Raw genomic sequence first — 25,917 nt, forward strand, 5'->3', positions numbered from 1 at the left:
AATTTTGATCAAAATAAAGGAAATCAATTATTAAAAAATTGGGAATACCAAGTAGTATCCCCAATGCAATTATTTAGACTTATTTTTTTAGTGCTACCAAATGATTTTTCCAACTGTCTGGGATATTATTTATATCCATAACGTGAAGTTGATTCTTTTGAATATTGGCAGTTGGTGATTTTGAAAGCGTTTCGTTTAAAAATTCGGTTTTTAATTTATACATAGCTCCTGTTGCAGGATCAACAATTAATAAGCCAATAACACCGCCAAATAAAATATTTCCCCAATACCATCCATCTACCTTAAAATGAATGGGTACAGTTTTAGTCTCATATCCTTCCTTCTCAAATTTCACATGATATAGAGCTCTTTTAAAAAATTTAGCACTAGCTTTTAGTTTCACTGTAGCAGGAGTATTTCCACTATAAACCTGAACTCCATTAGCATCTGTTATTATAATCTTAGCTTCAGATGGGGAGCTATTAATAGAAATTGGGTAACTACTTTTACTTACAATTGAAGCACAACTAGACATTAATAAAGCAAGTCCAGTTAAACATGAAATCAGTAAAGTTTTTTTCATTTTAATTGATTTAAATTAGTTTTTAGGATTTTAATGCTTATTCAAGCTACTAATTTTCAGTCAATATTCATAAATTAATTATAAAGAATGATGAGAGTGTTTTATCAATGAAACTAATGTTGACAATCACAGAAATCATACTAAGTAAGCTGAGTAAATATTGCCTAAGGGATCATCAATAAGACTGTAAGGGTTGGGATTATTCGTTAGTAAGTATTTGAGAGTATTTTGAGTAATATTCACAAAAAAATCCCCATCCGGTAGGATGAGGATTCTCGATATCTAAAGAAGTAAAAATTTATTTTACTTCGCTCATTGCTTCACTTACGTTGATACAATAGTCACCTATTTTTTCACATTCGCAGAACATGTCGTTGTAGATGATACCTGCTTGTATCTTGTATTTGTTCTCTTCAACACTGATCAAGTGTTCAGCCTTTAAAGTATTTCTGTAGTCGTTGATTTCACGCTCAATTTCCCAGGCTTTTTTCACGTTTACTTCTGAGAAATCTCTCTTGGTATTCTCAAGCATCATATCCAAGGCATTGTCAATTAATTCGAACATCTTATTGATATTATCGCGTAATTCTTGTGGGAACCATGCTTTTTGTTCACGCTTGCGTTTCATTGCTTTTACAAGGTTCAAAGCAGAATCACCAACACTTTCAATATCGCTAACCATTTTAAAGTAAGCACGTACGCGCTCCGAGTTTTCTTTACTCAAGCGAGTTTCTGATACCGAAGTCAGGAAGTTTGCAATTTCTACCTCCATGTCATCACTTTCGTCTTCACGCTTATTGATTTTATCAAATAATTTATTGAAAGACTTATCGTTGGTTTCGTTAAAAGCCTGTTTTGCGTAACCAAACATCTTCTTGGTACTCTTTGCATAGGTGCTAATTTCTTTTTTAGCAAGGAAAAGAGATGCTTCAGGGGTAGATAATGTACCTGTTTTGATGTGTTGTAGCTTAAATTCTTCTTCAACATCTTCGCGTACAGGAACCAAGGTAGTTACCACTTTTACAATGAATCTGGCAAACCAGATCATTATCAAAACATTCAGTATATTGAATCCAGTATGGAACAAAGATAGTGCAACAGGTACCGAAGCTGCATTTGTAAAAGGATTACCTCCTGCGAAGAAATTCATATTCACCCAAGCAACAGCGTCCAGAAAATAAGGCAATACCATTAGCATCCAGATCACACCAAATGTGTTAAAAATAAGGTGTGCACGAGCAGCACGTTTGGCTGATGTATTGGCAATCATGGCTGCCAGGTTTGCAGTAATGGTTGTACCAATGTTTTCTCCCAACACCATTGCAGCTGCAATTTCGAAACTAATCCATCCCGAATTACACATTACCAATGTAAGCGCCATGGTAGCCGATGAAGATTGAATCAAGATGGTAAGCAAGGTACCAATACCCAAAAACAAAAGGGTAGAGGCAAAGCCCATATCAGTATAATTAGTCAGGAATGTAAGAATTTCAGGATTGTTCTTGATATCAGGCATAGATGTTTTCAAGAACTGTAGTCCAATAAATAACAAAGCGAATCCCATGATTAACTCACCCCAATTCTTTTTATTACGATTTTGAGAGAATAAGAATGGCAGACCCAAACCAATTAATGGCAAGGAAATGGCACTCATACTTACTTTAAATCCCAGAATTGAGATCAACCATGCAGTTACGGTAGTACCGATATTGGCACCCATAATTACGCCAACAGATTCAACCAGTGAAAGCAATCCAGCATTCACAAAACTTACCACCATTACTGTAGTTGCCGATGACGATTGAATTAAAGCTGTAATCAGAATTCCGGTGAACACACCTTTTACCCTGTTCGAAGTCATAGCTGCAAGAATCGTTCTCATTTTATCTCCAGCTACTTTTTGAAGAGCCTCACTCATTAGTTTCATTCCGTAAAGGAATAATCCGAGAGAACCAATAAGTGTTAAAATATCGGCTAATCCGTAATCCATAATAGACTAATTTTGTTTGTATTCAATTTGTTAGTTTGATAAGGTGGGCAAAAGTAAAACTTTTTCAATGTAAAGCAAATGTTAAAAAATAGAAAAATAAACGTTAAGGCCGTAATTAGATTCGTTCGATTTAAGGATTTTTAACGTATCGATATCATGCAGTATATCAGTAAACTATAGGGATGAGCCAAATTTAAGAGCAAATAAACTCATATTTTTCTTAACAATAATCATGAAGAGAATTGATGAGAATGATACTATTTTATAATTAATTATTTAAATGTCAGAAGGTTTGGTGCTTTTTCCTTAATTTTATGTCATTGCCTTGAATGATATAGCTAAAGAAGGCTTGAAGCCATTGTGTATCTTTTGAAAAAATGATTTTAAGTCGTATTTTCGCCGAACTCTAGAAGAAACAGGGAATTAAATAAAATAGTATGTGGAATAGGATTGCAGGATTAATTCTGAGAAATAGAATTTTACTTTTGGTGGTAGTTGGGCTGATTACTTCATTTATGGCTTATAAGGCTCAGTTTGTTGAGATGTCCTATACCTATGCGGCCTTACTTCCCGATGATGATCCTGCATCTATAGAATATGAGAAGTTTAGAAATACTTTTGGGCAGGAAGGAAACATGATGTTCTTTGCCGTGCAAGATCCAGATTTTTATGAGTTGGATAAGTTCAACGATTGGATTGCACTCGGTGATAGCCTTGGTTCATTGGATGGTATCGATGCGGTGGTATCCATTGCTCATACCTGGAATATTAATAAGAATAAGAAGGAAAAACGTTTCGAATTTGGGACCATATTTCCACACAAGGTAAAAACGCAAGCCGAGCTGGATAGTTTGGCAGCAATAGCTGAATCATTGCCATTTTACCACGGAAGCTTAATTAACAAAGAAAGCAATACCTACCTTATGGGGATTACGGTTAATGCAAAAATCATTAACTCAAAGGCCCGTGAACCAATGGTTGCCAAGGTTCGTGAAATTACTGATTCTTTTACCGAGAAGTATGGTCTGAACATGAAATATTCAGGTTTGCCGTACATTCGAGTGGTAACTGCTCAAATGATTAAAGGCGAGATGAACATGTTTATTTATCTCTCGCTTTTGGTAACGGCTGTTATTTTGTTCATGTTCTTCCGATCGTTTAAAGTGGTGTTTTTCTGTATGCTGGTGGTTGGGCTAAGTGTAATTTGGGCGGTAGGTTCCATGGTATTGTTCGATTACAAAATTACCTTGCTTACCGCGATGCTTCCTCCACTTTTGGTGGTAATTGGAATACCAAATTCGGTTTTCTTGATCAACAAATATCATGGAGAATATACCAGACATCGAAATAAAATAAAAGCCTTGCAGCGTGTGGTTGCCAAAATTGGCAATGCAACCTTCCTTACCAACCTAACAACCGCATCGGGTTTTGCAACATTTATTGTGACTTCAAGTCAGATTCTGAAAGAGTTTGGTGTAATTGCCGCTTTAAATATCATGGTGGTATTTGTATTATCGCTACTATTGATTCCTATTATTTTTAGTTTTTTGGCTCCGCCAGATCAAAAAGCAACAAAACATCTCGACAATAAGCTAACGGTCTGGTTCGTAGCCAGATTAGAAAAAATTGTATTGAATCACAGAAGTGTGGTTTATTCCATTGCCATTACACTTTTGGTTCTTGGTGGATTTGGTATCATCAAAATGAAGAGTACAGGTTACATGGTAGATGATTTGCCCCATGATAACGAAATTTATCAGGATCTTAAATTCTTCGAAAAGAACATGGATGGTATCATGCCTTTAGAGGTAATGGTAGAAACCAAGAAAAAAGCAGGTGTGTTAAACACTTCCACTTTGAAACGTTTAAATAAGCTCAATGATTCTTTACGAGCTTATCCTGAAATATCCGGATCTGTATCAGTAGTAGAAGCTGCAAAATTTGCCAACCAGGCTTATTTTAACGGAAAAGAGAAATACTATAAACTACCAAGTAATCAAACCAAGGATATTATTCTTTCCTATTTGGCAAAGGCCGAAACAGGTGCCGATTCCAAAGTGTTGGAAACTTTCGTTGATTCTACTCAATCTGTCACCAGAATGAGTTTTAGAATGAAAGATATTGGTACAACCAGAATGGCCGAAATGGAAAAAACCATATTAGGACATGTGAATGAGATCTTCCCTAAAGACAAGTACACTGTGCATGTAACCGGATCGAGTATTGTCTTTTTTAAGGGAACTCAATACCTAATCAAAAACTTATTTTTGAGTTTGGCGTTGGCCATTTTCTTGATTGCTTCTTTCATGGCCTGGATGTTCTCATCCAAACGAATGGTTATGGTAGCGTTGATACCAAATCTATTGCCATTGATCGTTACAGCAGCTCTAATGGGCTATTTTGGCATTCCTATTAAAGCATCTACCATATTGGTGTTTAGTATTGCCTTTGGGATTTCGGTGGACGATACCATTCACTATCTTGCAAAATATCGACAGGAACTAAAAGCAACCAATTGGAGCATTCGTTCATCGGTTGTTTTGGCTTTGCGCGAAACGGGACAAAGTATGATGTACACCTCAATTATTCTTTTCTTTGGATTTGGAATTTTCGCAATGTCTGAGTTTGGTGGAACGGTATCATTAGGCGTATTGGTATCTCTTACCTTGCTTTCTGCAATGCTTTCAAATTTGGTGTTATTGCCATCCTTGTTGCTGACTCTTGAAAAGGCAATTACCAACCGATCGTTCAAAGAACCACTTCTTCAAATTTTTGATGAGGAGGAAGATATTGAATTGGATGATCTTCGAATTGCAGTAATTGAAAATAAAGAGGAGCAAAAAGAAACCGCTGCTAGTTAATTTTTTATATTTTAGTGAGCTGTAAAAATTACACACTAAACTTATAGCTCACATGTATAGTTTCAAAGAACTCCAGGATGTAGTGCAGAAAGAAATTGATGGACTGGAGTTTTCTACACCACCAGAAGGATTGTTCGAACCCATGAAGTACATTCTTGGGATTGGTGGCAAGCGCCTTCGTCCAATTTTGGTATTACTTAGTGCCAATTTATTTAAAGATGATTTAAAGAAAGTTTATCTACCAGCAATCGGAATAGAGGTATTTCACAATTTTACCTTATTGCACGATGACGTAATGGATAATGCACCTATTCGTAGAAGCAAGGCTACGGTTCACGAAAAGTGGAACAGTAATGTTGCAATTCTTTCTGGTGATGCCATGTCTATCAAGGCATATCAATACATTGTAAGTTGTGAAGATCGCCACTTGCGTGATGTGCTTACCGTATTTAATCAAACAGCTCTTGAGGTTTGTGAAGGACAGCAGTTTGATATGGAATTTGAGGACAGAAGGGATGTACAGATCAATGAGTATTTGGAAATGATTCGCTTAAAAACTGCGGTACTTCTTGGAGGAAGCTTAAAAATGGGAGCGGTAATGGGTGATGCAGATGCCAAAGATGCTGAGTTGCTTTATCATTTTGGAGTTAACTTGGGCATGGCTTTTCAATTACAGGATGATTATCTGGATGTTTTTGGCAATCAAGATGTATTCGGTAAGAAGATTGGTGGAGATATTCTTTGCAACAAAAAGACTTTTCTGCTGATTAAAGCGTTTGAGTTGGCAAAAGGTGATGACAAAAAGGAATTGGAAGGATGGATTTCGGCAAAAGATTTTAATCCGGAAGAAAAAATTAATGCCGTTAGAGCCATTTACGAAAAACTAAAGGTGAAAGATGAATCGCAAGCGAAGATCGATGAGTATTTTAGCCTTTGTTTAGAGTATTTGGATAAGGTGAATGTTCCGGCCGAAAAGAAAAAGGAATTGTACTCTTTGGTGAAGAAATTAGTAAATCGTTCCGTTTAAGAGTGTTAAAATTTAAGATAAGATTCTCCTTTATTCGCAAAAAATTTTAAATTTGTCATCACGCGATAATAATGATCCAAAAATTTAATAGTAAATGTCACAAAATACAGGCAAAATTGTACAGGTAATCGGACCTGTAATCGATGTAAGTTTTGAGAAGGAAGGTGGTAAACTTCCTGAGATTTACGATTCTCTTGAGGTCGTGATGGAAAACGGTAAAAATTTGGTAGTTGAGTGTCAACAGCACATTGGTGAAAATACTGTGCGCGCAATTGCAATGGATTCAACGGATGGTTTACGCCGTGGAATGGATGTAATTGCTACAGGTTCTCCTATAATTATGCCTGCCGGTGATAAAATCAAAGGTAGACTTTTGAATGTTGTTGGTGAAACCATCGACGGTATTGGTAAGGTAGACAAGGAAGGTGGATACCCAATTCACAGAACTCCTCCTGCTTTTGATGAACTAAGTACTGAATCTGAAGTTTTCTATACAGGTATTAAGGTAATCGACTTGATTGAGCCATATGCAAAGGGTGGTAAAATTGGTTTGTTCGGTGGAGCTGGTGTAGGTAAAACCGTATTGATTCAGGAGTTGATTAACAATATTGCAATCGGACAAGATGGTTTATCTGTATTCGCCGGAGTAGGGGAACGTACTCGTGAGGGGAATGACTTGCTTCGTGAGATGATCGAATCGAAAGTAATCCGTTATGGGGATGAATTCGAGGAAGACATGGAAAAAGGTGGATGGGACCTTTCTAAAGTAGACAAAGATGCTTTGGATAAGTCACAGGTATCTCTTGTGTTCGGTCAGATGAATGAGCCACCTGGAGCTCGTGCTCGTGTAGCTTTATCAGGATTAACCGTTGCAGAAAGTTTGCGTGATGGTGATGAAAAATCAGGCGGTCGCGATATTCTTTTCTTCGTTGATAATATTTTCCGTTTTACTCAGGCAGGTTCTGAGGTATCTGCACTTCTAGGTCGTATGCCTTCAGCAGTAGGTTACCAGCCAACTCTTTCAACTGAGATGGGTATCATGCAGGAGCGTATTACTTCAACCAAGCGAGGATCGATTACATCGGTACAGGCAGTTTATGTACCAGCCGATGACTTGACTGACCCTGCGCCAGCAACAACATTTGCTCACTTGGATGCTACAACAGTATTAAATCGTAAGATTGCTGAGTTGGGTATTTATCCAGCGGTGGATCCATTGGATTCTACATCTCGAATTCTTACGCCAGATGTTGTAGGGGATGCTCACTATACTTGTGCACAAAAAGTAAAAGAGATTCTTCAGCGTTACAAAGAGCTTCAAGATATTATTGCAATTCTTGGTATGGAAGAACTTTCGGAGGATGACAAGTTGGTGGTACACCGTGCCCGTCGTGTTCAGAGATTCTTATCACAGCCATTCCACGTTGCAGAGCAGTTTACTGGTTTGAAAGGTTGTTTGGTATCTATCGAAGATACAATCAAAGGTTTCAATATGATTATGGATGGTGAAGTGGATCAATATCCTGAAGCAGCATTCAACTTGGTTGGAACAATTGAGGAAGCAATTGAGAAAGGTGAGAAATTACTAGCTGAAGCACAAGCTTAAACTAATGATGAATTATTAATTATTAATGATTGGTGGCGTTGAACATTAATCATTAAGCATTAAACATTAATATGCATTTAGAAATAGTAACACCAGAAAAAAGTCTTTATTCAGGTGAAGTTGTTTTGGTTCAGCTTCCTGGCAAGGATGGATCTTTCGAAATACTGAAAAATCACGCTCCAATTGTATCTACTTTGGAAAAAGGGACCATTAAACTGAGACCATACGAAGGAGATGATGTTTTCTTCGAGATTGGTGGAGGAGTAGTTGAATGCAAGAAGAATGTAATTTCAGTATTGGCTGATAGTTAAAAATTAAGCTTAATTGCAAATTATATATGAAAGCTCGGATATAATCCGGGCTTTCCTTTTTTAGTTCATTACTGATAATTATTTTTGCATGCATTCAGTATACAGGAATTACCTGTAACTTATTCTGATTATATTTTCATCAAACTTTTTCTTAAAACAATGCCTAAAAAATTCTTAATCATTCGATTTAGCTCCATAGGAGATATCATCCAATGTATGACAGCTGTTGACGGTATTTTGAATCATTATCCTGATGCAGAAATCCATTGGATTGCAAGAAAAGATATGTCCTCTTTTTTAGCCATGGATCAACGAATTCATAAGGTTTGGGGATTTGATCGCCAAAAGGGATTTAAGGGCCTTCTGGAGCAAGCAAAGCAGCTTAAACAGGAAAAGTTCGACTATGTATACGATGCGCACTCAAACATTCGCTCTATCATTCTGAAAACGGTTTTGGTACCAAGATGGAAGCGTTGGTTTGGAATAGGACCCAAATTTACCATGAGAAGCAAGGATCGAATCAAAAGGATCTTGCTATTCAAATTCAGAATTGACCGTTTCCCAATGCCATTTAAAGGCATGCTCTCATTTCGCAAGCCATTGGAAAAATGGGGAATTAAGGATTATTCCAAGGTCAATGAGGATTGGTACTTTCCTGCTGAATTGAAAGAAAAGATGGATCAGCAAGTTTTTGAGAATCTAAAAGGAGAGAAGAGCAAGTTGGTTACCTTGGTGCCATCGGCTGCCTGGCAAATGAAGCGATGGCCGGTTTCGCACTGGCAAAAATTGGTGGGCCTTCTTCCAGATTATCATTTTATGATCTTGGCTGGACCTGATGATGTTTTCTGCAAAGAAATAGAGGAAGTTGCTCCTGATCGAGTGCTAAATTTGAGTGGAAAAACCAATTTGTTGGAATCTTGTTACCTGGTTCAAAAATCAAACTTGGTAATCTCTGGAGATACAGGATTCTTGCATGCTGCAGATAAATTTAAAATACCAGCACTTTCCTTGATGGGGCCAACTGCATTTGGTTTTACTACAGGAGATCACATTAAAACCCTTGAAGTTGATATGAAATGTCGCCCATGTACAAAGGACGGATCAGGTAAATGTAAGATGAATATTTACCAGCAATGTATGGTTGATATTACTCCTAAGTGGCTTGCTGATGAGGTGAAAATGTTAATGGAATCTTAAATCAGACTAATAAGTATTTTAATTTTTCCTACTTCGTATTTTTAATGATATCTTAGTTTTTAAATCAAAACAAGAATTCATGAAAAAATTAGCATTACTACTAATGGTTTTAGTAGGAGTTTATACCAGTCAGGCAATTGCCGAAAACAAAGAGAAAAAAGAATGTAAGAAGGAGTGCTGTTCCAAAAAGAAATGTGAAAGCAAAAATTTTTACAGCTATAAAATGAACTCTCTGCAGGGCGAAGAGGTAAAACTAAAGAAATATAAAGGGAAAGTGGTTTTGGTGGTTAATACGGCAAGTAAATGCGGTTTAACACCACAATACAAAGGTTTGGAAGCCTTGTATCAAAAGTACAAAGACCAAGGATTGGTGGTTTTGGGTTTTCCTTGCAATCAATTTTTGGGACAGGAACCTGGAACAGCTGAGGAAATTGAAGAGTTTTGTCAGAAAAACTATGGTGTAAGTTTCCCAATGTTTGAGAAGATTGAAGTGAGAGGGGAAAATGCTCATCCACTTTATAAAATGCTGACTTCGGAAAAATCATTTGAAGGATTTGATGATTCTGAATCTGGTCAAAAATTTAAAGGTTTTCTGAGCCAAAAATTTCCGGAAATATACGAAGGAAATGGTATTAAATGGAACTTTACAAAGTTCTTAATCAATAGAGAAGGGAAGGTGGTTCAGAGAATTGAACCAAATATTACTCCTGAAAGCATGGAAGAAGATATTAAGAAATTACTATAAAGAAAAAGAGCTCCAATTTGGAGCTCTTTTCTTTTATCTAGGAAAGTATCTTTAGACTTTTTGAATCTACCTTTAATTTGATTTTTTCACCAATAACAATGGGTTCTCCATCTACATGTCCCAACTGTGAGGTTTGAACAACTTCTACTTCATCAATCTTAAACTCTTTGAACAAAGAGGAATTTTCGATTTTTCTGGTGAAAGTTTTTAAGGTTAAAGATGGGATTTGATACCACTTTGGCTTCTTCAACAAACATAGGTTTAATTTTCCATCATCAATTTTAGCTGAAGGAGCAATGTATGCATTATTCCCAAATTGAGAAGAGTTGCAAAAACTAAGCATCATGCCTTCCTCTGTGAAAAAATTATTATTGTCTGTCAATTTGAATTTTTGACATTCAAATGTTCTGAAACTACTTAAAACAGCCTTAATATAGGATGTAAATCCTCGAGAATTCATCTTCGCAAACTGATGAGCGATAAGCGCATCAAAGCCAATACCTGCCACATTTACAAAACGGTGCTCATTGATGCAAGCAGTATCCATTGAGTTGATTTTGGCCTGGTTAAGGTGTTGAATTGCCTTTTTTGCATTCATAGGTATTCCAAGATGTCTAGCCAATCCGTTCCCTGATCCACAAGGAACAATTCCCATGGCAACATCAGAGAAAGTTAAGGCGCATGCTATCTCATTGATTGTACCATCGCCACCAATTGCAATCACAAGATCAAATCCTTCTTCTATGGCTTTTTTTGCAAGCTCTGATGCGTGACCAGCATATTGGGTCATTTTAATTGTTAATTGAAATCGGGACTTGTCTGTATGTTTCTTCAGTAAACTTTCAATATGTTTTTGTTTGCCATTACCAGAAATTGGATTGATAATGGCAAGTGTATTTAATTTGTTTTGCATACTGTTATTCAAATGCGATTTTCAGGTTTTTATGCGATAGCCTACTTTGATTCCTAAAGAAATCTATTTCTACATTTAATTATTAAAATTGTATCCCTTGTGGTGAAACAAATAGCTTGCCGTTTGATAGTACGTAATTGCTTCTCTTAACTCAGATTTGTTTAGTTCACACGATTTTTGATCATCATTATCAATAGAATAGGATTCAATTCGTTTGGTTGGCAATTGAAGGGTTAATGAATTATTTTTAAGCAATCCAATTTTCTGATAAGTTCCAATTAAAGCTCTATCTGGTTGATCTAGAAGAATATCTTTACCGAAAAATTTAGATGTATAATCCATATTTAATAACCCCATAACAGTTGGAGCAAAATCAATTTGAGAGGCCATCGTATTTACTTCTCTAGCTTCAATTATTCCTGGAGCATAAACCATAAGTGGGATGTGATATTTTTTTACAGGTAAAGAGGTTTTACCAGCACTAGAGGCGCAGTGATCAGCTACAATTACAAATAGGGTATTGTTGAACCACTCATGTTTTTTTGCTTCACGAAGAAATTTGGCAATTGCATAGTCTGTATATTTCACAGCTCCTTTTCTTCCGCTATGAGAAGGAATATCAATCTTACCATCAGGATAGGTGTATGGCCTATGATTTGATGTTGTCATGATAAAATTGTGGAATGGTTTCCCTGATTTATATGAATTATCTGCAACCTGCATGGCTTTGGCAAAAAGATCTTCATCGCAAACACCCCAGGCATTTTCGAATGTAATTTCATCTTTCTCAAAATTTTTCTTGTCAACTATATTATAGCCACTATTTCCGAAGAAATAGTTCATGTTATCGAAATAACCATTACCTGCATATATAAAATTAGTGTCATATCCTTTTGATTTCAGAACATTACCCAAAGTAAACATCCCTTCATTATTTGGACGTTTCACAATAGAATATCCAGGCGTTGGAGGTATTGAAAGCGTTAGAGCTTCCATGCCTCGAACAGTTCTGGTTCCCGTTGCATAAAAGTTGGTAAAAAATAGTGATTGTTGGGCAATGGTATCCATGTTTGGAGTAATATTGGAAGTTCCTCCAAATCGGGTAAAGAAAGATCCACTCAGACTCTCTACTGTAATCATCATTACATTGTACTTCTTGTCCTCACCTAGATAATTGATTTTTCGGGTCACATCAAACACATCCTTACTAATAAATTCACTATTTGAAGTTTTAATAAGCTCTCGCAAATTAGTGAATGCCTCCTTGTCATCCATCGATTGATAGAAGGATTTGTAATCTAGTTCGTTATTTCTGAAAGCCGAAAATATTTGATATATTCCATTGTGTGCAAGTTCATTGGAATAGGTGTTTTCTTGAATTTCAGCCGAGGTTTTATCAATGGTAAGAAAGGCCATTGTTGGGATCATCCAAAGTACAACACTGGTGATTAATCGACTCACAAATTTGGATTGAGAGTTAATGGATGAGTCAAATTGCTTCTTAACCAATGCAAAGATTCCTCCCGAAAGCAAAAGCATTCCAAAAATGATAATTGGCATTGGATAGGACTCTTTGATATTGGAGATTACCTCGTGTGTATAAACCAGATAATCCACTGCAATGAAGTTGTATCTTACACTAAACTCTTCCCAAAAAAACCATTCTCCAATTCCTGAAAACACAAGAATTCCAATGCTTACGATAAAGAAAGCATAAGATATCCAACGGTGTATTTTGCTGTTGAAGATTTTATCCGGAACGATTAAAAGGTAGAATACAAATGGAATGATGAAATAGGAGATGGCTACCAAATCGTAGAACAGACCAAATGCATAGATTTGAAAGAATCTGATGATGCTTAATTCAACATTCTGAAAATCTTTAATTAACAAAATGGTTCTTACCAAAAATGATAAGGCGATAAAAATAAAGCTAAATATGATCAAGCCGCCATAACGACTTTGTAGGATGTTTCTGAATTTCATAATTTTTTTGAATTGTGGGATTTCAAATTTAATTCAAAAAAACAATACGGTTCTAACAAAAATCTAACATCTGGCTTAAAAGTCTGAAAAAGAATATTAAAAAACTTTAAAAACTCCTCAATAAAATGAGTTTTTAAATAATGTTCTATTGAAACATCCAGTTAACCCTACAAAATCCCAAAATTCAATTATCTCTTCAAATTTAGTATGAACATACTAATGTGGATTGTTCTTTACCAAAATAGGAAAAAGAAATATAAATAATAAAATAAAGCGTTCTCAAACTAAATTTTATATGACTATTTCTTTAGTATTTAATTTCTTGTACCATTGAACAAATAGTTCTATTCCTTGGTCGAATGAAACCTTAGGAGAATATCCAATTAGTTTTTTTGCTTTTGTTATATCCGCAAAAGTTTGATATACATCGCCAGCTTGCATTGGAAGACGATTGATTTTTGGGATTATTTCTGAAGCTTTAGAAATGGCTTCTATCATTTGATTTAAGGTGATAGGATAACTGTTGCCAAGGTTTATGGTTTCAAATACATTCTCGTTTTTAAAAAGGTAATTACAAGTTTTAACAATTCCATCAACGGTATCGTCTACATAAGTATAATCCCTTGCTGTGCTTCCGTCTCCAAATACAGGAATTGGCTCGTCATTCATCATCAATTTCAGAAATTTGTGAATTGCCAAATCTGGTCGTTGGCGAGGACCAAAAACGGTGAAGAATCTCAGGTTAATGATATCAAGCTTGTAAAGGTGATGATAAGAGTGATTCAAAACCTCACAAGACTTTTTCGAAAAGGCATAGGGAGAAATAACATGATCAACATTCTGATCTTCCGAAAAAGGAACTGTTAAATTGTTTCCGTATACCGATGAGGATGAGGCGAAAGCTAGTTTTTTAATTCCCCTTTCTTTCATGAAATCAAGGATGTTTCGCGTAGCTGAAATATTGCTGTCAATATAACTTTGAGGAGCTTCTATTGATGGTCTTACACCAGCTTTTCCCGCCAAGTGAACAATGAGAGAAACATTTTCCTCTATCATGTTTAAACTACCACTTTTACAAAGGTCTATTTGGTAAAATTTAAACGCCTTGTTTCGTTTGAATCCCTCCATATTTTTAATCTTTATATCGATTGAATAAAAGGGGTCAAAATTATCAAGACCTACTACGTAATATCCAAGATTTATAAGCTTTTCACACAAATGAGAACCTATAAATCCCGCACATCCTGTTACAAGGATGCTCGGTTTCTTTCTATTCTTTTGTTCAATTTTCATGGCCTTCTGAGTTATTCTTTTCCAAAATCACAGTTTCTTCATAGGTTTTGTCAGGAATTGAAATGGGCGTAACCAAACTGACGTATTTTTTTAAGTGTTCCTTGTTTCGTCGTTTTCCAACTCTTTGCATGTTATTATCATATCGACTGATAATCTCAAGTTTAATTTTACTCAATTGAGCTTTGGTGAATACATCATTGGGGTTTTCTGTAGAGATGACCACGAATGGCTTCTTCTCCGGTAAATCAATCTTTTCTTTTGTATTCCATTGTGTTACTTCTTTTCCAATTTCATATACCAACTCAATTCTGAAATCATGTTTCCCGATGCTATAATAGTTGTATTTATGTAAATCCGGTATATTTCTAATCTCGGATATGCTCTTGAAATCAGGATTTCTGTTTAGAATTCCTCCTGTATGTGGAATAATAAAGATCACCACAATTAAGAGTAATGATGTTGTGCTTAATACCATACCTCTTACATTTCGATTGATCCAACAGATGACTAAACTCATTGCAACGAGTTCTGAAAAGATTGAGAAAAGTGCAAAAGAGGGAACAGACATTAAATTTTGTCTCTGAAACATAAAAAAGGTAACAATAGGAATCGAAAAAGCTATAATGATAATGGTCCAAATATTAATTCCAAATAAAATATGGTCTGCTTTTTTAGCACTTTCATTCTTAAAAACAATATATAGGTGATGAAGGAATTGCCCTGCCAATAAAGCGCTAGGAATCAATACAGGTAAAAGATATCTGTCTTTTTTCTCAGGAATCAATGAAAGAAGAATTACTGAAGATAAAGTCCAAATCAATGCAAACTTGTATTCCTTTTTTGCCTTAAAGTTCTTAAGTGCATACGGGAATAATAAACTTGTAAATATAACGAGTGTCCATATTCCAGATTGAATCGGAAAATTCCAATAGTAATAGAAAGGACGCACATGGCGATTCATCCACGAACCAGACTCAAGTTTAGCAACTGCTGCAGCCTCTTGAGCATGCGCAATTGAAATGTAAACTGGCCACCAAAAACTAATGATTGCAAATATGAACAAACAAAGTACAATGGGTTTCCAGTATTGTTTTAGGTTTTTTGGTCTGTAAACTGAAAAATAAGCAATTAAAAATGGTAGAAGGAGAGCAAAAAATGCCACTGGACCTTTACTTAGAAAGGACAATCCTAACAAAACGCCGATAAACGAAAACTTAATCCATAAACTTTTGCTGTTATGATTTTTAAAGGCGCTGTGAATGATCCAGATGGCACCTAACATGAAGCTGTGACAATATATGTCCCATGTTCCTGTTCTGCTCATATAAAGTACATAAAAGCTGCTAACAAGGACAAGACTGTTAGTTAATGCTTTTATTCTATTGCCGCTTAAACTATTGGTAAATTGATACATAAAGAAAACCATTAGAGAACCCATTATTCCAGCTGGAAACCTAAGCATGCTTAAATCTTCCATGCCAAATGTGTTTCCAAATATTGCTGTAATCCATGTAGGCAGTGGAGGTTTAGCCAGGCGCAATTCTCCATTCATCGTTGGCACAAGCCAGTTTCCTTTTTCAATCATTTCACGGGCCGTAACAAAGTTTCTAGCCTCCATGATATTCACAAAGAACTCTTCATTGAAAAGGAAAAACGATACATAGCAAGTAATAATTAGCAAAATGGCATGTGCATATCTATTGTTATCTTGTATTGATTCAAAATTCATTGATTGTTATTTTTCAGTTTTTACTGTGAGTTTTTTTTTGCGGATCAAAATGATATTTCGAGCGTAAACAATCATTCCAAATCCTTGTCCGACGAATAATACCGGATCTGTTCGATAGACTGCATAGGACAAAATCATACATGAACCTATGATGCTTATGATCCAAAATCCTAGAGGGAGGCAAGATTCACCTTTTTTCTCGGAATAAATCCATTGATAAACGAATCGGAATGTGAATGTTATTTGACCTGCCATACCCCAAATCAGGAGTAAAAATGGAATGTCCTTATTCTTAAACAATAGGGTGTGATGTAATTCCCAGTTTAGTAAAATGTTAGCAATGGCAATTATTGGTGTGCCTAGTGCCAGAATTCTCGAAATTAAAGGCAATTTTTTCCAGCGGTTTTGCAACTGAAGATTACGGATATAGATCGTATATGCAATGATTTGACCAAAGATGATCGCAAAATCGTTACGTAATAATCCATACACAAATAAAAGCCAGGAAGCCAATATGCTTAACTGCCAGAATATTGCAGGAGAAAGAGAATCTCCCGCTTTTTCAGATTTTATCCATTGAACAATTAGTCGTGCAGAGAATAAGGCTTGAGCCAAGAATCCAACGGCATAGATGTACAAGTTTTCTTTCATCCCTGGTTTGATATTTCATAATTGATATATCTTTTTTTCATCCAACGATAAGCAAAGCAATCTTTAAATGGACCAATCATGCGGTTGAACAGATGGTATTTTGCTTCGCCAGCAATTCGTGGGAAATGACGAACTGGGATCTGTTTAATTTCTCCATTTTGAAGCATGATAAGAGCTGGAATAAAGCGATGCATGCCAGTAAAAAATGGAATTTTCTTGGCATATTTGATTTGCATAATCTTTAAAGGACAACCCGTATCAATGGCATTATCTTTGGTCATGAAGCGACGAAAGTTGTTGGCTATGGTGGAGCTCATGTTTTTTACAAAACTATCTTTTCGGTCTTTTCGATAGCCTGTCACCAAAGCATAATCGTGGCGAAATTCCATTAGTAGATCAAAATCGAAAGGAGTTGTCTGTAAATCAGAATCAATATAGCCTACAAATTCTGTGTTTGCATGATCAATACCTGCCTTAAGTGCGGCACTTAAGCCCATGTTTTTGCTTAGCTCAATGAATTGAAAACGATCAGATCCATTACAAATTTTTTCAATCATCATTTGGCTGTGGTCTGATGATCCATCATTCACAAATAAGACCTTAGAGGGATAAGGAGAGACTGAAAAATAAGAATTAAATTCCTCTTTAACACGTTCAAGATTATCTTCTTCATTGTAAACTGGAACCACAATGGTTAGCTCAAATTTAGGGGGCGGTAAATTCATGATTTAATATTTTTTTCTATTTCTAGGGAATGTGGAGTGAAAGTATATATTAAATCTAACAAAAATCTAACAGTCGAGTGGTATGAAGGTGAAAGTGTGTTTAAAATTTTTAAATGAGTATTGAATGTTCATTCCGTAGTGATCTGCAATCTTTTTTACAATGGCTAAGCCAATGCCCGTAGAATTGGGGTTTGTACTTTCCTTATAGAAACGCTTGAATATGAGTTCAGGCTCTTTTATGGCAGTTTCACCATGGTTTGAAATACTGAATTGATTTTTAGATATTTTAACTTCAATAATCTTACTTATAGGGCTGTGGTTTATCGCATTGGCTGTAATGTTTTGGATTAGAAGGTTAGCCAGACGTTTGTCCATTTTTACTTTACAATCTTCTGAGGCGCTTATATCTACACTTAGGTTTCTATCCTGTAGAATATCATCTAAATTACTAATACGCAATGTAAATAGTTTGCGTAATGATAGTTCTTCCGTTTCATTGAACTGCCCATGATCAATTTTAGCCAAAAGTAGAAGCCCTTTCACAATTCCTGATAAACGATCTGTCGAAAGATAGATTTTACGAATTGATTGAATTGTTTTCTCATTTAAGTCAGTTTCAGAAAATAGATTTTCGCACTTGTTTCTGATAATTGCTAGTGGTGTTTGTAGTTCATGAGCAGCATTGGCTGAAAATTCTTTTGATTCTGCGTAATCTTTTTCTAATCGATACGACATTTTTGTGATCACTTGATTCAGGTCATCAAATTCATCAATACCAGTATTCTTTAAATTCAATTGATTATTGGAGTTAAAAGAATATTTTTTTAGCAATTCAACGTTTGTATTAAAAGTGCCCCAAAGTATTGTGTTCATTTTTTGAGTAAAAAGGAGGACCAGTACGAATATTAATCCCAGAACGGTAGAAATTAAGGCCGTATAAAGAGAAAAGATATCATCAAACTCCATTAACATCTGGCGAGTGATAATTTGATAGTGCTTTTCATTAATTGATTTATAAGTGCTTAATTCCCTATATGGAACAAGTTCGTTATGTACATCTTCGTATATAACTGTGTCTTTTGTTGTTGTATTTCCAATTTCAGAAAGAGAAACTTCTTTAACGATATCGGTTGGATATACATTAGGGAAATTATTATTTTTCTTAACGGTTTCAGCAATTACCTCTGCTTCAAGTAATAATTGTTGATCAATCTCTTTTTTCAGTATAAAATTACTTAACAGAATGATTACAACATCAGCAATTAAAAATACAAGGATGCCATATCTTAAATAAGTACGGTTAATTTTGGTAAGCAACTTCATGTTTAATGAATTTCAAGTTTGTATCCGAAGCCATGAACGGTTTTAATGTAATTTTCGCCAGTATGCTTTTGAAGTTTTTTTCTGAGACGATTAATATGAGTGTATATGAAATCGGAGTTGTCCATGAAAACTGAATTTTCGCCCCATACATGTTCAAATAAGCTCTCCTTGGTTAGAACCCTATTTTTATTTTCAATAAAATAAAGCAAGAGATCATATTCTTTTTTGCTGAAATCTACATACTCTCCTGCAATTTTCACAGATCTATCTTGTGTTTCAATTTCAATGTTTTCGAAATGGATAATGCTTGCCTGTGGATGAAAATTTCTACGTAAAAGGGCATTTATGCGAGCATATAGTTCAGATAAATGAAATGGTTTTACTAGATAATCGTCGGCACCCAGGTTTAATCCATCCACACGATCTTCCAGTTTATCACGTGCCGAAATGATAATTACCCCACTGTCATTCCAAATGGACTTGATAAAAGAAATACAATCCAGACCATCACCATCAGGCAAACTCAAATCAAGCAAAATAACAGGATAAAATGTTTTATCGAAAAATTGCTTTCCTTCTTTGACAGTTGATGCACAGATACATTCAAATCCTGAAGAATTTAAAAAATCGGCAATGGTTTGTTGTAAAGTTAGGTCATCTTCAATCAGTAAAATTTTTTTATTCATAGGGGTTCAAATTAAGTAATGGAGCCATGATACTGCAAATAAACATGAATTCGATTTAAATATTGCTATTCCATAAACAGATTGGCAATTTCATGACTAAAGTTTCTGAATCTTACACCTGAAAGATTCGTTAAAACCACTACACAGACTTCTTCTTTTGGATAAATGATCATGTGAGTGCTTGCTCCAATTGATCCACCTGAATGACCATAATAATAATGACCTTTACGATCTTTTCCACTTGCCCAACCAATTCCATACTCTGTCACTTTTCCTTTTGTTGTTTTCTGTGAACGAGTTAATTCATCAATTTGTTTTTGACTCAGGTAACCGGCTTTGCAATGAGCTTTGGCAAATCGCATGATATCTTCTGAGGTAGACAAAAAGCCGCCACCAGCCCATTTAATACTGTTGTCAACAAAAGGTCCGTTTATAATTTCGTTATTCTTACTTCTTTGATAAAAACCTGTTCGATTGGGAATAATACTATCGGTATGATCGGCGATGGTATTGTGCATTTCCAATGGATTGAAAACATGCTTTTGCATATAGGAAAGAAATTCTTCTCCGGAAGCTTTCTCGACAATGCGGCTCAATAAGTTCCAACCATAGCTTGAATAGTGGTACTCTTTACCAGGATATGAGATCAGAGGATCATTTTCGAAGATTTCAAGTGCATCATCAATATTGTCGAAATGTTTGGCACTTAAAAATTCATTTCCATTGTAATGACGAATGCCTGCCAAATGACCAGCTACCATTCGACTGGTGATTTTAGCTTGTTTTTTAGGAAAATCGGGTAAATAGTATTGAATGGACGAATCCAATTGAAGTTTGTTTTGAGCCCACAATTGTATAAGCGCATCTGCACTCACAGGTTTTGAGATACTACCAATACGAAACTTTGTTTTAGCAGGATCTACTTTTGTTTGTGCTTCCAGATTTCCATATCCAAATCCTTTGGAAAGAACATTTTCACCTTTCACCGAAACTGTAATTGCCAATCCCGGAATTTGATTTTTTGCAATAAAGTCATTTGTCAATTCAATGGCTTGCTCAATAGGTTTATCATACACTGCTTTTTGACTATGGCATGATAATACAAGAAGAACAAAAAGGCATGTCAGTACAGATTTTGAGAATTTCATAAGTTTAGTTTTGGTGGATATGAGTTAAAATTATAAAATAATTCAAATATGATTGTACTGTTTAAGTTATGTTTCGCATTTGTCAAATCATATGCTTTTGATTAATTTGCGAACTATAAAAACTATTATAAAAAGCTTTACTGATGAGTAAAATTCGCGAATATTTTGATCTTATAATGAACTTCTTGAGTAGGGGAGTATGGAACATGCGTTTGAAAGATTTATCGGGACACCGTTATTTCTTGATTAGGCAATTGCGAATTTACCTTCTGGCAGTAAAAGGATTTTACGAAGATAAATGTCAGTTGAGGGCTTCGGCGCTAACATTTTACTCATTGCTGTCCGTGGTTCCGGTATTGGCTATGGGTTTTGGAATTGCAAAAGGATTCAATTTGGAAGCAAAACTTGAAGCAGAACTGAAAGCCAATTTGGCTGGTCAGCAAGAAGTGTTGACCTGGTTAATTGAGTTTGCTAATAAGATGTTGGAGAATACCAAAGGATCATTAATTGCAGGTTTGGGATTTGTGATTTTGTTTTGGTCGGTAGTAAAGGTCTTAAGCAACATCGAAGAATCGTTTAACGATGTTTGGCGTATTAAAAAGCCGAGAACTTGGGGACGAAAGTTTAGTGATTATACAGCCTTGATGATATTTGCTCCGATTTTGTTGATTGGATCGAGTGGGGTTACGGTGGTTTTAAAAACCATGATTGAAGAAATTACACAAGGAAGTAGTTTAATGGAAACGGTTGGTCCTTTTCTCACTTTCCTGATCAATTTAGCACCTTTCTTCTTGGTTTGGGTATTATTTACGCTCCTTTATACATTCATGCCAAATACGCATGTAAAGTTCAAATCGGGATTGATTGCTGGTATTATTGCAGGAACCATCTATCAATTGTTCCAGGTATTGTACATCGAGTTTCAGGGAATGGTAACTACTTACAATGCAGTCTACGGTAGTTTTGCAGCTTTGCCTTTGTTTTTGATGTGGTTGCAACTAAGTTGGTTGGTGGTGTTGTTTGGAGCAGAAATTTCATTTGCCGAGCAAAACGTGGAGAACTACGAGTACGAAGCTGAAACCACAGAGATTTCATACGATTACAAAAGACTCTTGAGTTTGTATGTTTTGAACCTCATCGTTCAAAATTTTAAACAAGATAATAAGCCATTGTGTTCTCAAGAAATATCACACCAGCTAGAAATGCCAATTCGCTTGGTACGCGAAATATTGTATAACCTCAATAATGCAGGATTAATTTCAGAATTGACAACCGATAAAGACAAACAGATGGCGTATCAACCAGCGTTTGATATTAACGAAATGACCGTAAGCAAGGTAATTGACTTGTTGGAAAAATGGGGGTCTGATAAGATTCCAGTGCTGGAAACAGAGGTTTATGCCGACCTTAAATTGATTATCGAAGAGTATCGAAAGTCATTCTCTGTGGAAGGAAGGGAGATTTTGTTGAAGGACATTTAGACAGTGAACAGTTAATAATGATCAGTTATCAATGAACAATGACCAATTAAAAGGTGAGTGTTTCCCTTTTAAGGGAAACTGTCGACAGGCTAAAGGGTGAAATGGAAAAAATAAATAAAGGGATTACATATGAACAGACTGAATCACGAAATGAGAATATTTAAAATATCATTAGTAATATTGATCTGTTTTTTTTCATTTGCTTGTACACCTTATTCTGAAAGAGTATTGTTACCCTTAGAGTTAAAAGGAGTGGTGTCTAATACATATATTGATTATCATGATCATGCCATTCGAGTAGTTGGGATTAATCAAGAGAACGATTACATAGAAATCTATATTACCAGAGAAGATAACAAGGACTTTTATGAGAATATATGTAAGGGAGATTCAATAAAGAAGGATTCCAATAGTTTGGATTTCTATGTGAGAAACAACAAATGTTTAATGAGATATACAATAGATTAATTTAATAAGAATATGATCTTCATCTTCGGAGCTAACGATAAAGTAGTTGAAAAACAACAACAATACGCACAAGAGCATTGCTACAATTGTAATAATACGTCTAATTGGATATTGGAAAAGAATGCTACTTATGCCAGTTTATTCTTTATTTCAGTTTTTCCAATTAAAACCAGGTATATCTATTATTGTCCGATTTGCAGGAATGGAAGACAGTTGGAGAAAGAGGAATACGAAAGAATGAAGTAAATCAATTAATAATGAGTAATAGTTGTTAGAGAGAAGGATAACTTCCATCTAATATGAACTTATTTCATCCATCGAATCGCATTAATCACTATTTTTACCAAAGTTTGAATTGACTAAGGTATCCCAAAAGCCAAATCTGAGTACCTAAATTTCAAATTAATGAACAACAAGTCTGTTATCGCGATCTTTGTATTGTGCATGCTTTTGATTTCATCATGTGCAAAAAAAGAAAAGAAAGATCTGCCTAAAATTGCCATCGCAGGATTCTGGATTGAGTCAAGTACCTTTTCGCCAGCTAAGAGCGATGTGAATTCCTTTAAGCAATTAAGGGGGGACGAGATCTTTGATTATTACCCATTCTTTGGAAAAGATTCTTTATTAAGAAAGCAAGCCCAATGGGTTCCAACCCTTAGAGCTAGAGCCATTCCTGGCGGAGTAGTTACCAAGGAAACCTATGAAACTTTCGTGAGCGAGATATTACAAAAACTAAAGATAAATGGGCCTTTTGATGCCATGTTTTTGGATGTTCACGGAGCAAGTAGTGTTGAGGGAATGGATGATCCGGAAGGGGATTTAATTACCAGGATTAGAGAGGTTGTTGGAACCGATTGTATGATTTCTACAAGCATGGATTTGCATGGCAATGTGACTCCTGAATTGGTAAAGCACTCCGATTTGATTACCTGTTTCCGATTGGCTCCACACGAGGATGCCATGGAGACCAGAAGAAGAGCAGTGAAGAACCTTTTGGATCGTTTAGAGAGTGGAAAGGGCAAACCAAAATACAAAGCCTGGATTCCGGTTCCGGTTCTGTTGCCGGGTGAGAAGACCAGTACCCGCATTGAACCAGGAAAAAGCCTGTATGCTAAAATCGATCCACTAACCAAGCAGGATGGTGTGATTGATGCTGCTATTTGGGTTGGATATGCCTGGGGTGATGCGCCAAGAAACACCGCTACAGTTACCGCTTATGGTGACAGCAAGGAAGAAGTTGCAAAAGCTGCTGAATACTTGGCAAAAAGCTTTTGGGATGTAAGAAAAGAATTCGAATTTGTAGCTCCTGTAGCCAGTCTGGATGAAAGTTTGAATGCTGCTATTAAGAGCGATAAAAAGCCTTTTATTATTAGTGATATGGGTGATAATCCAACAGCTGGAGGAGCTGGGGATGTAACCTGGACTTTAGCTGAGTTGTTAAAAAGACCTGAATTCAAGAAGGCGAATGGTCCAAGCTTGATATACGCATCCATTCCTGGACCAAAATTCGTTGAAAAGGCGGTGAAGTTAGGCGAGGGAGCCATGATTGAAGCAGAAGCTGGAGCGAATGTAGACTCACGTTACTCGGGTCCAGTGAAATTGAAAGGAAAGATAGAAAAGATAAGACATGGTGATAAGCACGCTGAAACCGAAGTGGTGGTGAAAGTTGGAAGCATACATGTAATTCTAACCAAAATCCGTAAACCATACCATCACGAAGCTGATTTTACCAACTTGGGATTAAATCCACGTCAATCGGATATTGTAATGGTAAAAATAGGATATCTAGTACCAGAATTATACAACATGCGTGGTGATTGGCTAATGGCTCTTACGCCAGGAGGGGTCGATCAGGATTTAATACGTTTGGGGCACAAACGCATTAAACGCCCAATGTTCCCACTCGATGCCGATATGGAAAATCCTGACCTATCAGCACGAATGATTCCATTATCGAATGAATAGAGGATAAATAAAATAATATAGTAGAGGAGACGTACAGATGTGCGTCTCTTTTTTTTCCATGAATATACAGGTTGATTCTTTAGGAATCTTATATTCATAATGATATATTATATCTAATATAAGAACAAAAAAAGACGGAATAATTGATTATAGTTTTGTAGATTTGGAATGCATGATGTTTTCTCCTAACCCACATTAGTGGTAGAAGTAAGTTGCTCAGCACCTCTAATATGCTTATCAACAAATCAACTCGGTTCATTTAATCATCATGACTGTAAGATAAATCATGTAATGTTTGTAATTTGCTAATCAAAAACAAAACACAATGAAGAAATCTGTATTCTTACTATTGCTTTTCGTAATAATGATAACTTCCTGTCAACAAGCGGATAAATCAAATGGAATTTTAGCTTTTTCCGAAATGGCAGATGAGGAAATGATACCAGTTACAAGACAGCAAGGCGGAACACCACTAATGCCAATTGACAATAAGAAAGTGGTAAAAAAGAAAATCATTAAGGATGGAAGGATAGACCTAAAGGTTGGTAATGTTGAAGCTGCTAAGGCGAGGGTTGATTCTATCGTGAAAGAGTATGGGGCATATTATTCAAGTGAAAAACTAAATAATACTGATTGGGAAACTTCTTATAATTTAACGCTTAGGATACCTTTTGTGCATTTTGAAAGTTTTATAACTGCAATTGAACAGGGTAAGGGAGAAGTATTGTATAAAGAAATTGATGCCAGAGATGTAACGGAACAGTTTATTGATTTAGAAACAAGGCTTCAGAATAAAAGAACTTATGCTCAAAAATATATGGACCTATTAAAAAAAGCCAAAAGTGTAAAGGAAATTCTGGAAATAGAAGAAAACATACGCCATATTGAAGAGGAAATTGAAAGTACATCAGGTAGATTAAAATATTTAAACGATTTGGTTGATTACAGTACACTTAAATTAAACATTCACAAGAAAAAAGATTTTAAGTACAACCCGGATAAACGTGACAAATTCTCAGAAAGAATCAAGCAATCCTTATCGAAAGGATGGTTTGGATTTGTTGACTTCCTGTTAGATCTGGTTATGATTTGGCCATTCTGGATTATAGTTGTCTTGATCATCTATTTCTTTAAAAAACTAAGAAGAAAGAGAAAGCAAAATAAAGAGTAGCTCAGTAAGTTGCTAAGTATCTGTAGATGCTTAGCAACGAATCCATATCCGAAAGGAA

The 25,917-nt window shown here is 35.7% G+C and carries 22 protein-coding genes; 11 read left to right on the top strand and 11 right to left on the bottom strand.

From position 1 onward, the window contains the following. Positions 1 to 79: 79 nt before the first annotated feature. Together ACKPCA_RS15620 and ACKPCA_RS15625 are read right to left on the bottom strand one after the other, a co-directional pair. Complete coding sequence (locus ACKPCA_RS15620) at positions 80 to 583, bottom strand: peptidase associated/transthyretin-like domain-containing protein (protein ID WP_054715117.1); 504 nt, start codon at positions 581 to 583, stop codon at positions 80 to 82. A 298-nt stretch (positions 584 to 881) separates the two neighbouring features. Further along, positions 882 to 2,573 (bottom strand): Na/Pi cotransporter family protein, encoded by a 1,692-nt coding sequence (locus tag ACKPCA_RS15625; protein ID WP_321279937.1) that lies wholly within the window; start codon positions 2,571 to 2,573, stop codon positions 882 to 884. A gap of 437 nt (positions 2,574 to 3,010) precedes the next feature. Here ACKPCA_RS15625 and ACKPCA_RS15630 point away from each other — a divergent pair, with 437 nt between their 5' ends. The 6 genes from ACKPCA_RS15630 to ACKPCA_RS15655 all read left to right on the top strand — a co-directional run bounded on the left by ACKPCA_RS15630 (position 3,011) and on the right by ACKPCA_RS15655 (position 10,320). Then, positions 3,011 to 5,434, top strand: a complete 2,424-nt coding sequence (locus ACKPCA_RS15630; RefSeq protein ID WP_321279938.1) for an efflux RND transporter permease subunit — start codon at positions 3,011 to 3,013, stop codon at positions 5,432 to 5,434. Positions 5,435 to 5,486: 52 nt separating this feature from the next. After that, a complete protein-coding gene (locus ACKPCA_RS15635; protein WP_321279939.1) occupies positions 5,487 to 6,461 on the top strand; it encodes a polyprenyl synthetase family protein in 975 nt (324 codons plus the stop codon). A gap of 94 nt (positions 6,462 to 6,555) precedes the next feature. Then, a complete protein-coding gene (gene atpD, locus ACKPCA_RS15640) occupies positions 6,556 to 8,067 on the top strand; it encodes a F0F1 ATP synthase subunit beta (protein WP_054715126.1) in 1,512 nt (503 codons plus the stop codon). Positions 8,068 to 8,138: 71 nt separating this feature from the next. Next, positions 8,139 to 8,378: an ATP synthase F1 subunit epsilon gene (gene atpC, locus ACKPCA_RS15645; protein WP_321279940.1), complete on the top strand. Its 240-nt coding sequence runs from the start codon at positions 8,139 to 8,141 to the stop codon at positions 8,376 to 8,378. 159 nt (positions 8,379 to 8,537) lie between these two features. Next, positions 8,538 to 9,575 (top strand): glycosyltransferase family 9 protein, encoded by a 1,038-nt coding sequence (locus tag ACKPCA_RS15650; protein ID WP_054715132.1) that lies wholly within the window; start codon positions 8,538 to 8,540, stop codon positions 9,573 to 9,575. Positions 9,576 to 9,654: 79 nt separating this feature from the next. Continuing rightward, positions 9,655 to 10,320 carry a glutathione peroxidase gene (locus tag ACKPCA_RS15655; protein WP_321279941.1) on the top strand — a complete coding sequence of 222 codons (666 nt, stop codon included), beginning with the start codon at positions 9,655 to 9,657 and terminating at the stop codon, positions 10,318 to 10,320. A 37-nt stretch (positions 10,321 to 10,357) separates the two neighbouring features. On the opposite strand, the gene ACKPCA_RS15660 is transcribed toward ACKPCA_RS15655, so the two are convergent. The 9 genes from ACKPCA_RS15660 to ACKPCA_RS15700 all read right to left on the bottom strand — a co-directional run bounded on the left by ACKPCA_RS15660 (position 10,358) and on the right by ACKPCA_RS15700 (position 20,774). Further along, positions 10,358 to 11,233 (bottom strand): diacylglycerol/lipid kinase family protein, encoded by an 876-nt coding sequence (locus ACKPCA_RS15660; RefSeq protein WP_321279942.1) that lies wholly within the window; start codon positions 11,231 to 11,233, stop codon positions 10,358 to 10,360. 75 nt (positions 11,234 to 11,308) lie between these two features. Beyond that, positions 11,309 to 13,219 carry an LTA synthase family protein gene (locus ACKPCA_RS15665; RefSeq protein ID WP_321279943.1) on the bottom strand — a complete coding sequence of 637 codons (1,911 nt, stop codon included), beginning with the start codon at positions 13,217 to 13,219 and terminating at the stop codon, positions 11,309 to 11,311. Between the two features lie 291 nt (positions 13,220 to 13,510). Then, complete coding sequence (locus ACKPCA_RS15670) at positions 13,511 to 14,512, bottom strand: GDP-mannose 4,6-dehydratase (RefSeq protein WP_321279944.1); 1,002 nt, start codon at positions 14,510 to 14,512, stop codon at positions 13,511 to 13,513. Continuing rightward, positions 14,502 to 16,241, bottom strand: coding sequence for an ArnT family glycosyltransferase (locus tag ACKPCA_RS15675; RefSeq protein WP_321279945.1), 1,740 nt, complete (start codon positions 16,239 to 16,241; stop codon positions 14,502 to 14,504). Before ACKPCA_RS15675 ends, ACKPCA_RS15670 begins: the two co-directional genes overlap by 11 nt. Before the next feature lie 6 nt (positions 16,242 to 16,247). Beyond that, a complete protein-coding gene (locus ACKPCA_RS15680) occupies positions 16,248 to 16,892 on the bottom strand; it encodes a lipid-A-disaccharide synthase N-terminal domain-containing protein (RefSeq protein ID WP_321279946.1) in 645 nt (214 codons plus the stop codon). After that, the gene (locus ACKPCA_RS15685) at positions 16,889 to 17,617 is read right to left on the bottom strand and encodes a glycosyltransferase (RefSeq protein ID WP_321279947.1); all 729 of its coding nucleotides are present in this window, start codon (positions 17,615 to 17,617) and stop codon (positions 16,889 to 16,891) included. Before ACKPCA_RS15685 ends, ACKPCA_RS15680 begins: the two co-directional genes overlap by 4 nt. Positions 17,618 to 17,683: 66 nt before the next feature. After that, the gene (locus ACKPCA_RS15690) at positions 17,684 to 18,940 is read right to left on the bottom strand and encodes a sensor histidine kinase (RefSeq protein ID WP_321279948.1); all 1,257 of its coding nucleotides are present in this window, start codon (positions 18,938 to 18,940) and stop codon (positions 17,684 to 17,686) included. A gap of 2 nt (positions 18,941 to 18,942) precedes the next feature. After that, positions 18,943 to 19,626: a response regulator transcription factor gene (locus tag ACKPCA_RS15695; protein WP_321279949.1), complete on the bottom strand. Its 684-nt coding sequence runs from the start codon at positions 19,624 to 19,626 to the stop codon at positions 18,943 to 18,945. Between the two features lie 65 nt (positions 19,627 to 19,691). Next, a complete protein-coding gene (locus ACKPCA_RS15700; protein ID WP_321279950.1) occupies positions 19,692 to 20,774 on the bottom strand; it encodes a serine hydrolase domain-containing protein in 1,083 nt (360 codons plus the stop codon). A 143-nt stretch (positions 20,775 to 20,917) separates the two neighbouring features. Here ACKPCA_RS15700 and ACKPCA_RS15705 point away from each other — a divergent pair, with 143 nt between their 5' ends. From ACKPCA_RS15705 to ACKPCA_RS15725, 5 genes are all read left to right on the top strand, one after another. After that, entirely contained in the window at positions 20,918 to 22,255 is a 1,338-nt protein-coding gene (locus tag ACKPCA_RS15705; RefSeq protein WP_321279951.1) for a YihY/virulence factor BrkB family protein, read from the top strand. A gap of 129 nt (positions 22,256 to 22,384) precedes the next feature. Next, positions 22,385 to 22,723 (top strand): hypothetical protein, encoded by a 339-nt coding sequence (locus ACKPCA_RS15710; protein ID WP_321279952.1) that lies wholly within the window; start codon positions 22,385 to 22,387, stop codon positions 22,721 to 22,723. Positions 22,724 to 22,735: 12 nt separating this feature from the next. Beyond that, positions 22,736 to 22,969 (top strand): zinc-ribbon domain-containing protein, encoded by a 234-nt coding sequence (locus tag ACKPCA_RS15715; RefSeq protein WP_268190185.1) that lies wholly within the window; start codon positions 22,736 to 22,738, stop codon positions 22,967 to 22,969. Positions 22,970 to 23,128: 159 nt separating this feature from the next. Beyond that, positions 23,129 to 24,688, top strand: coding sequence for a M81 family metallopeptidase (locus tag ACKPCA_RS15720; RefSeq protein ID WP_321279953.1), 1,560 nt, complete (start codon positions 23,129 to 23,131; stop codon positions 24,686 to 24,688). A 325-nt stretch (positions 24,689 to 25,013) separates the two neighbouring features. Beyond that, positions 25,014 to 25,859: a DUF4349 domain-containing protein gene (locus ACKPCA_RS15725; RefSeq protein ID WP_321279954.1), complete on the top strand. Its 846-nt coding sequence runs from the start codon at positions 25,014 to 25,016 to the stop codon at positions 25,857 to 25,859. Positions 25,860 to 25,917: the final 58 nt, after the last annotated feature.

Origin of the sequence: Marinifilum fragile, assembly GCF_963677365.1 — a bacterium.
Classification (GTDB): Bacteria; Bacteroidota; Bacteroidia; order Bacteroidales; family Marinifilaceae; genus Marinifilum; species Marinifilum fragile.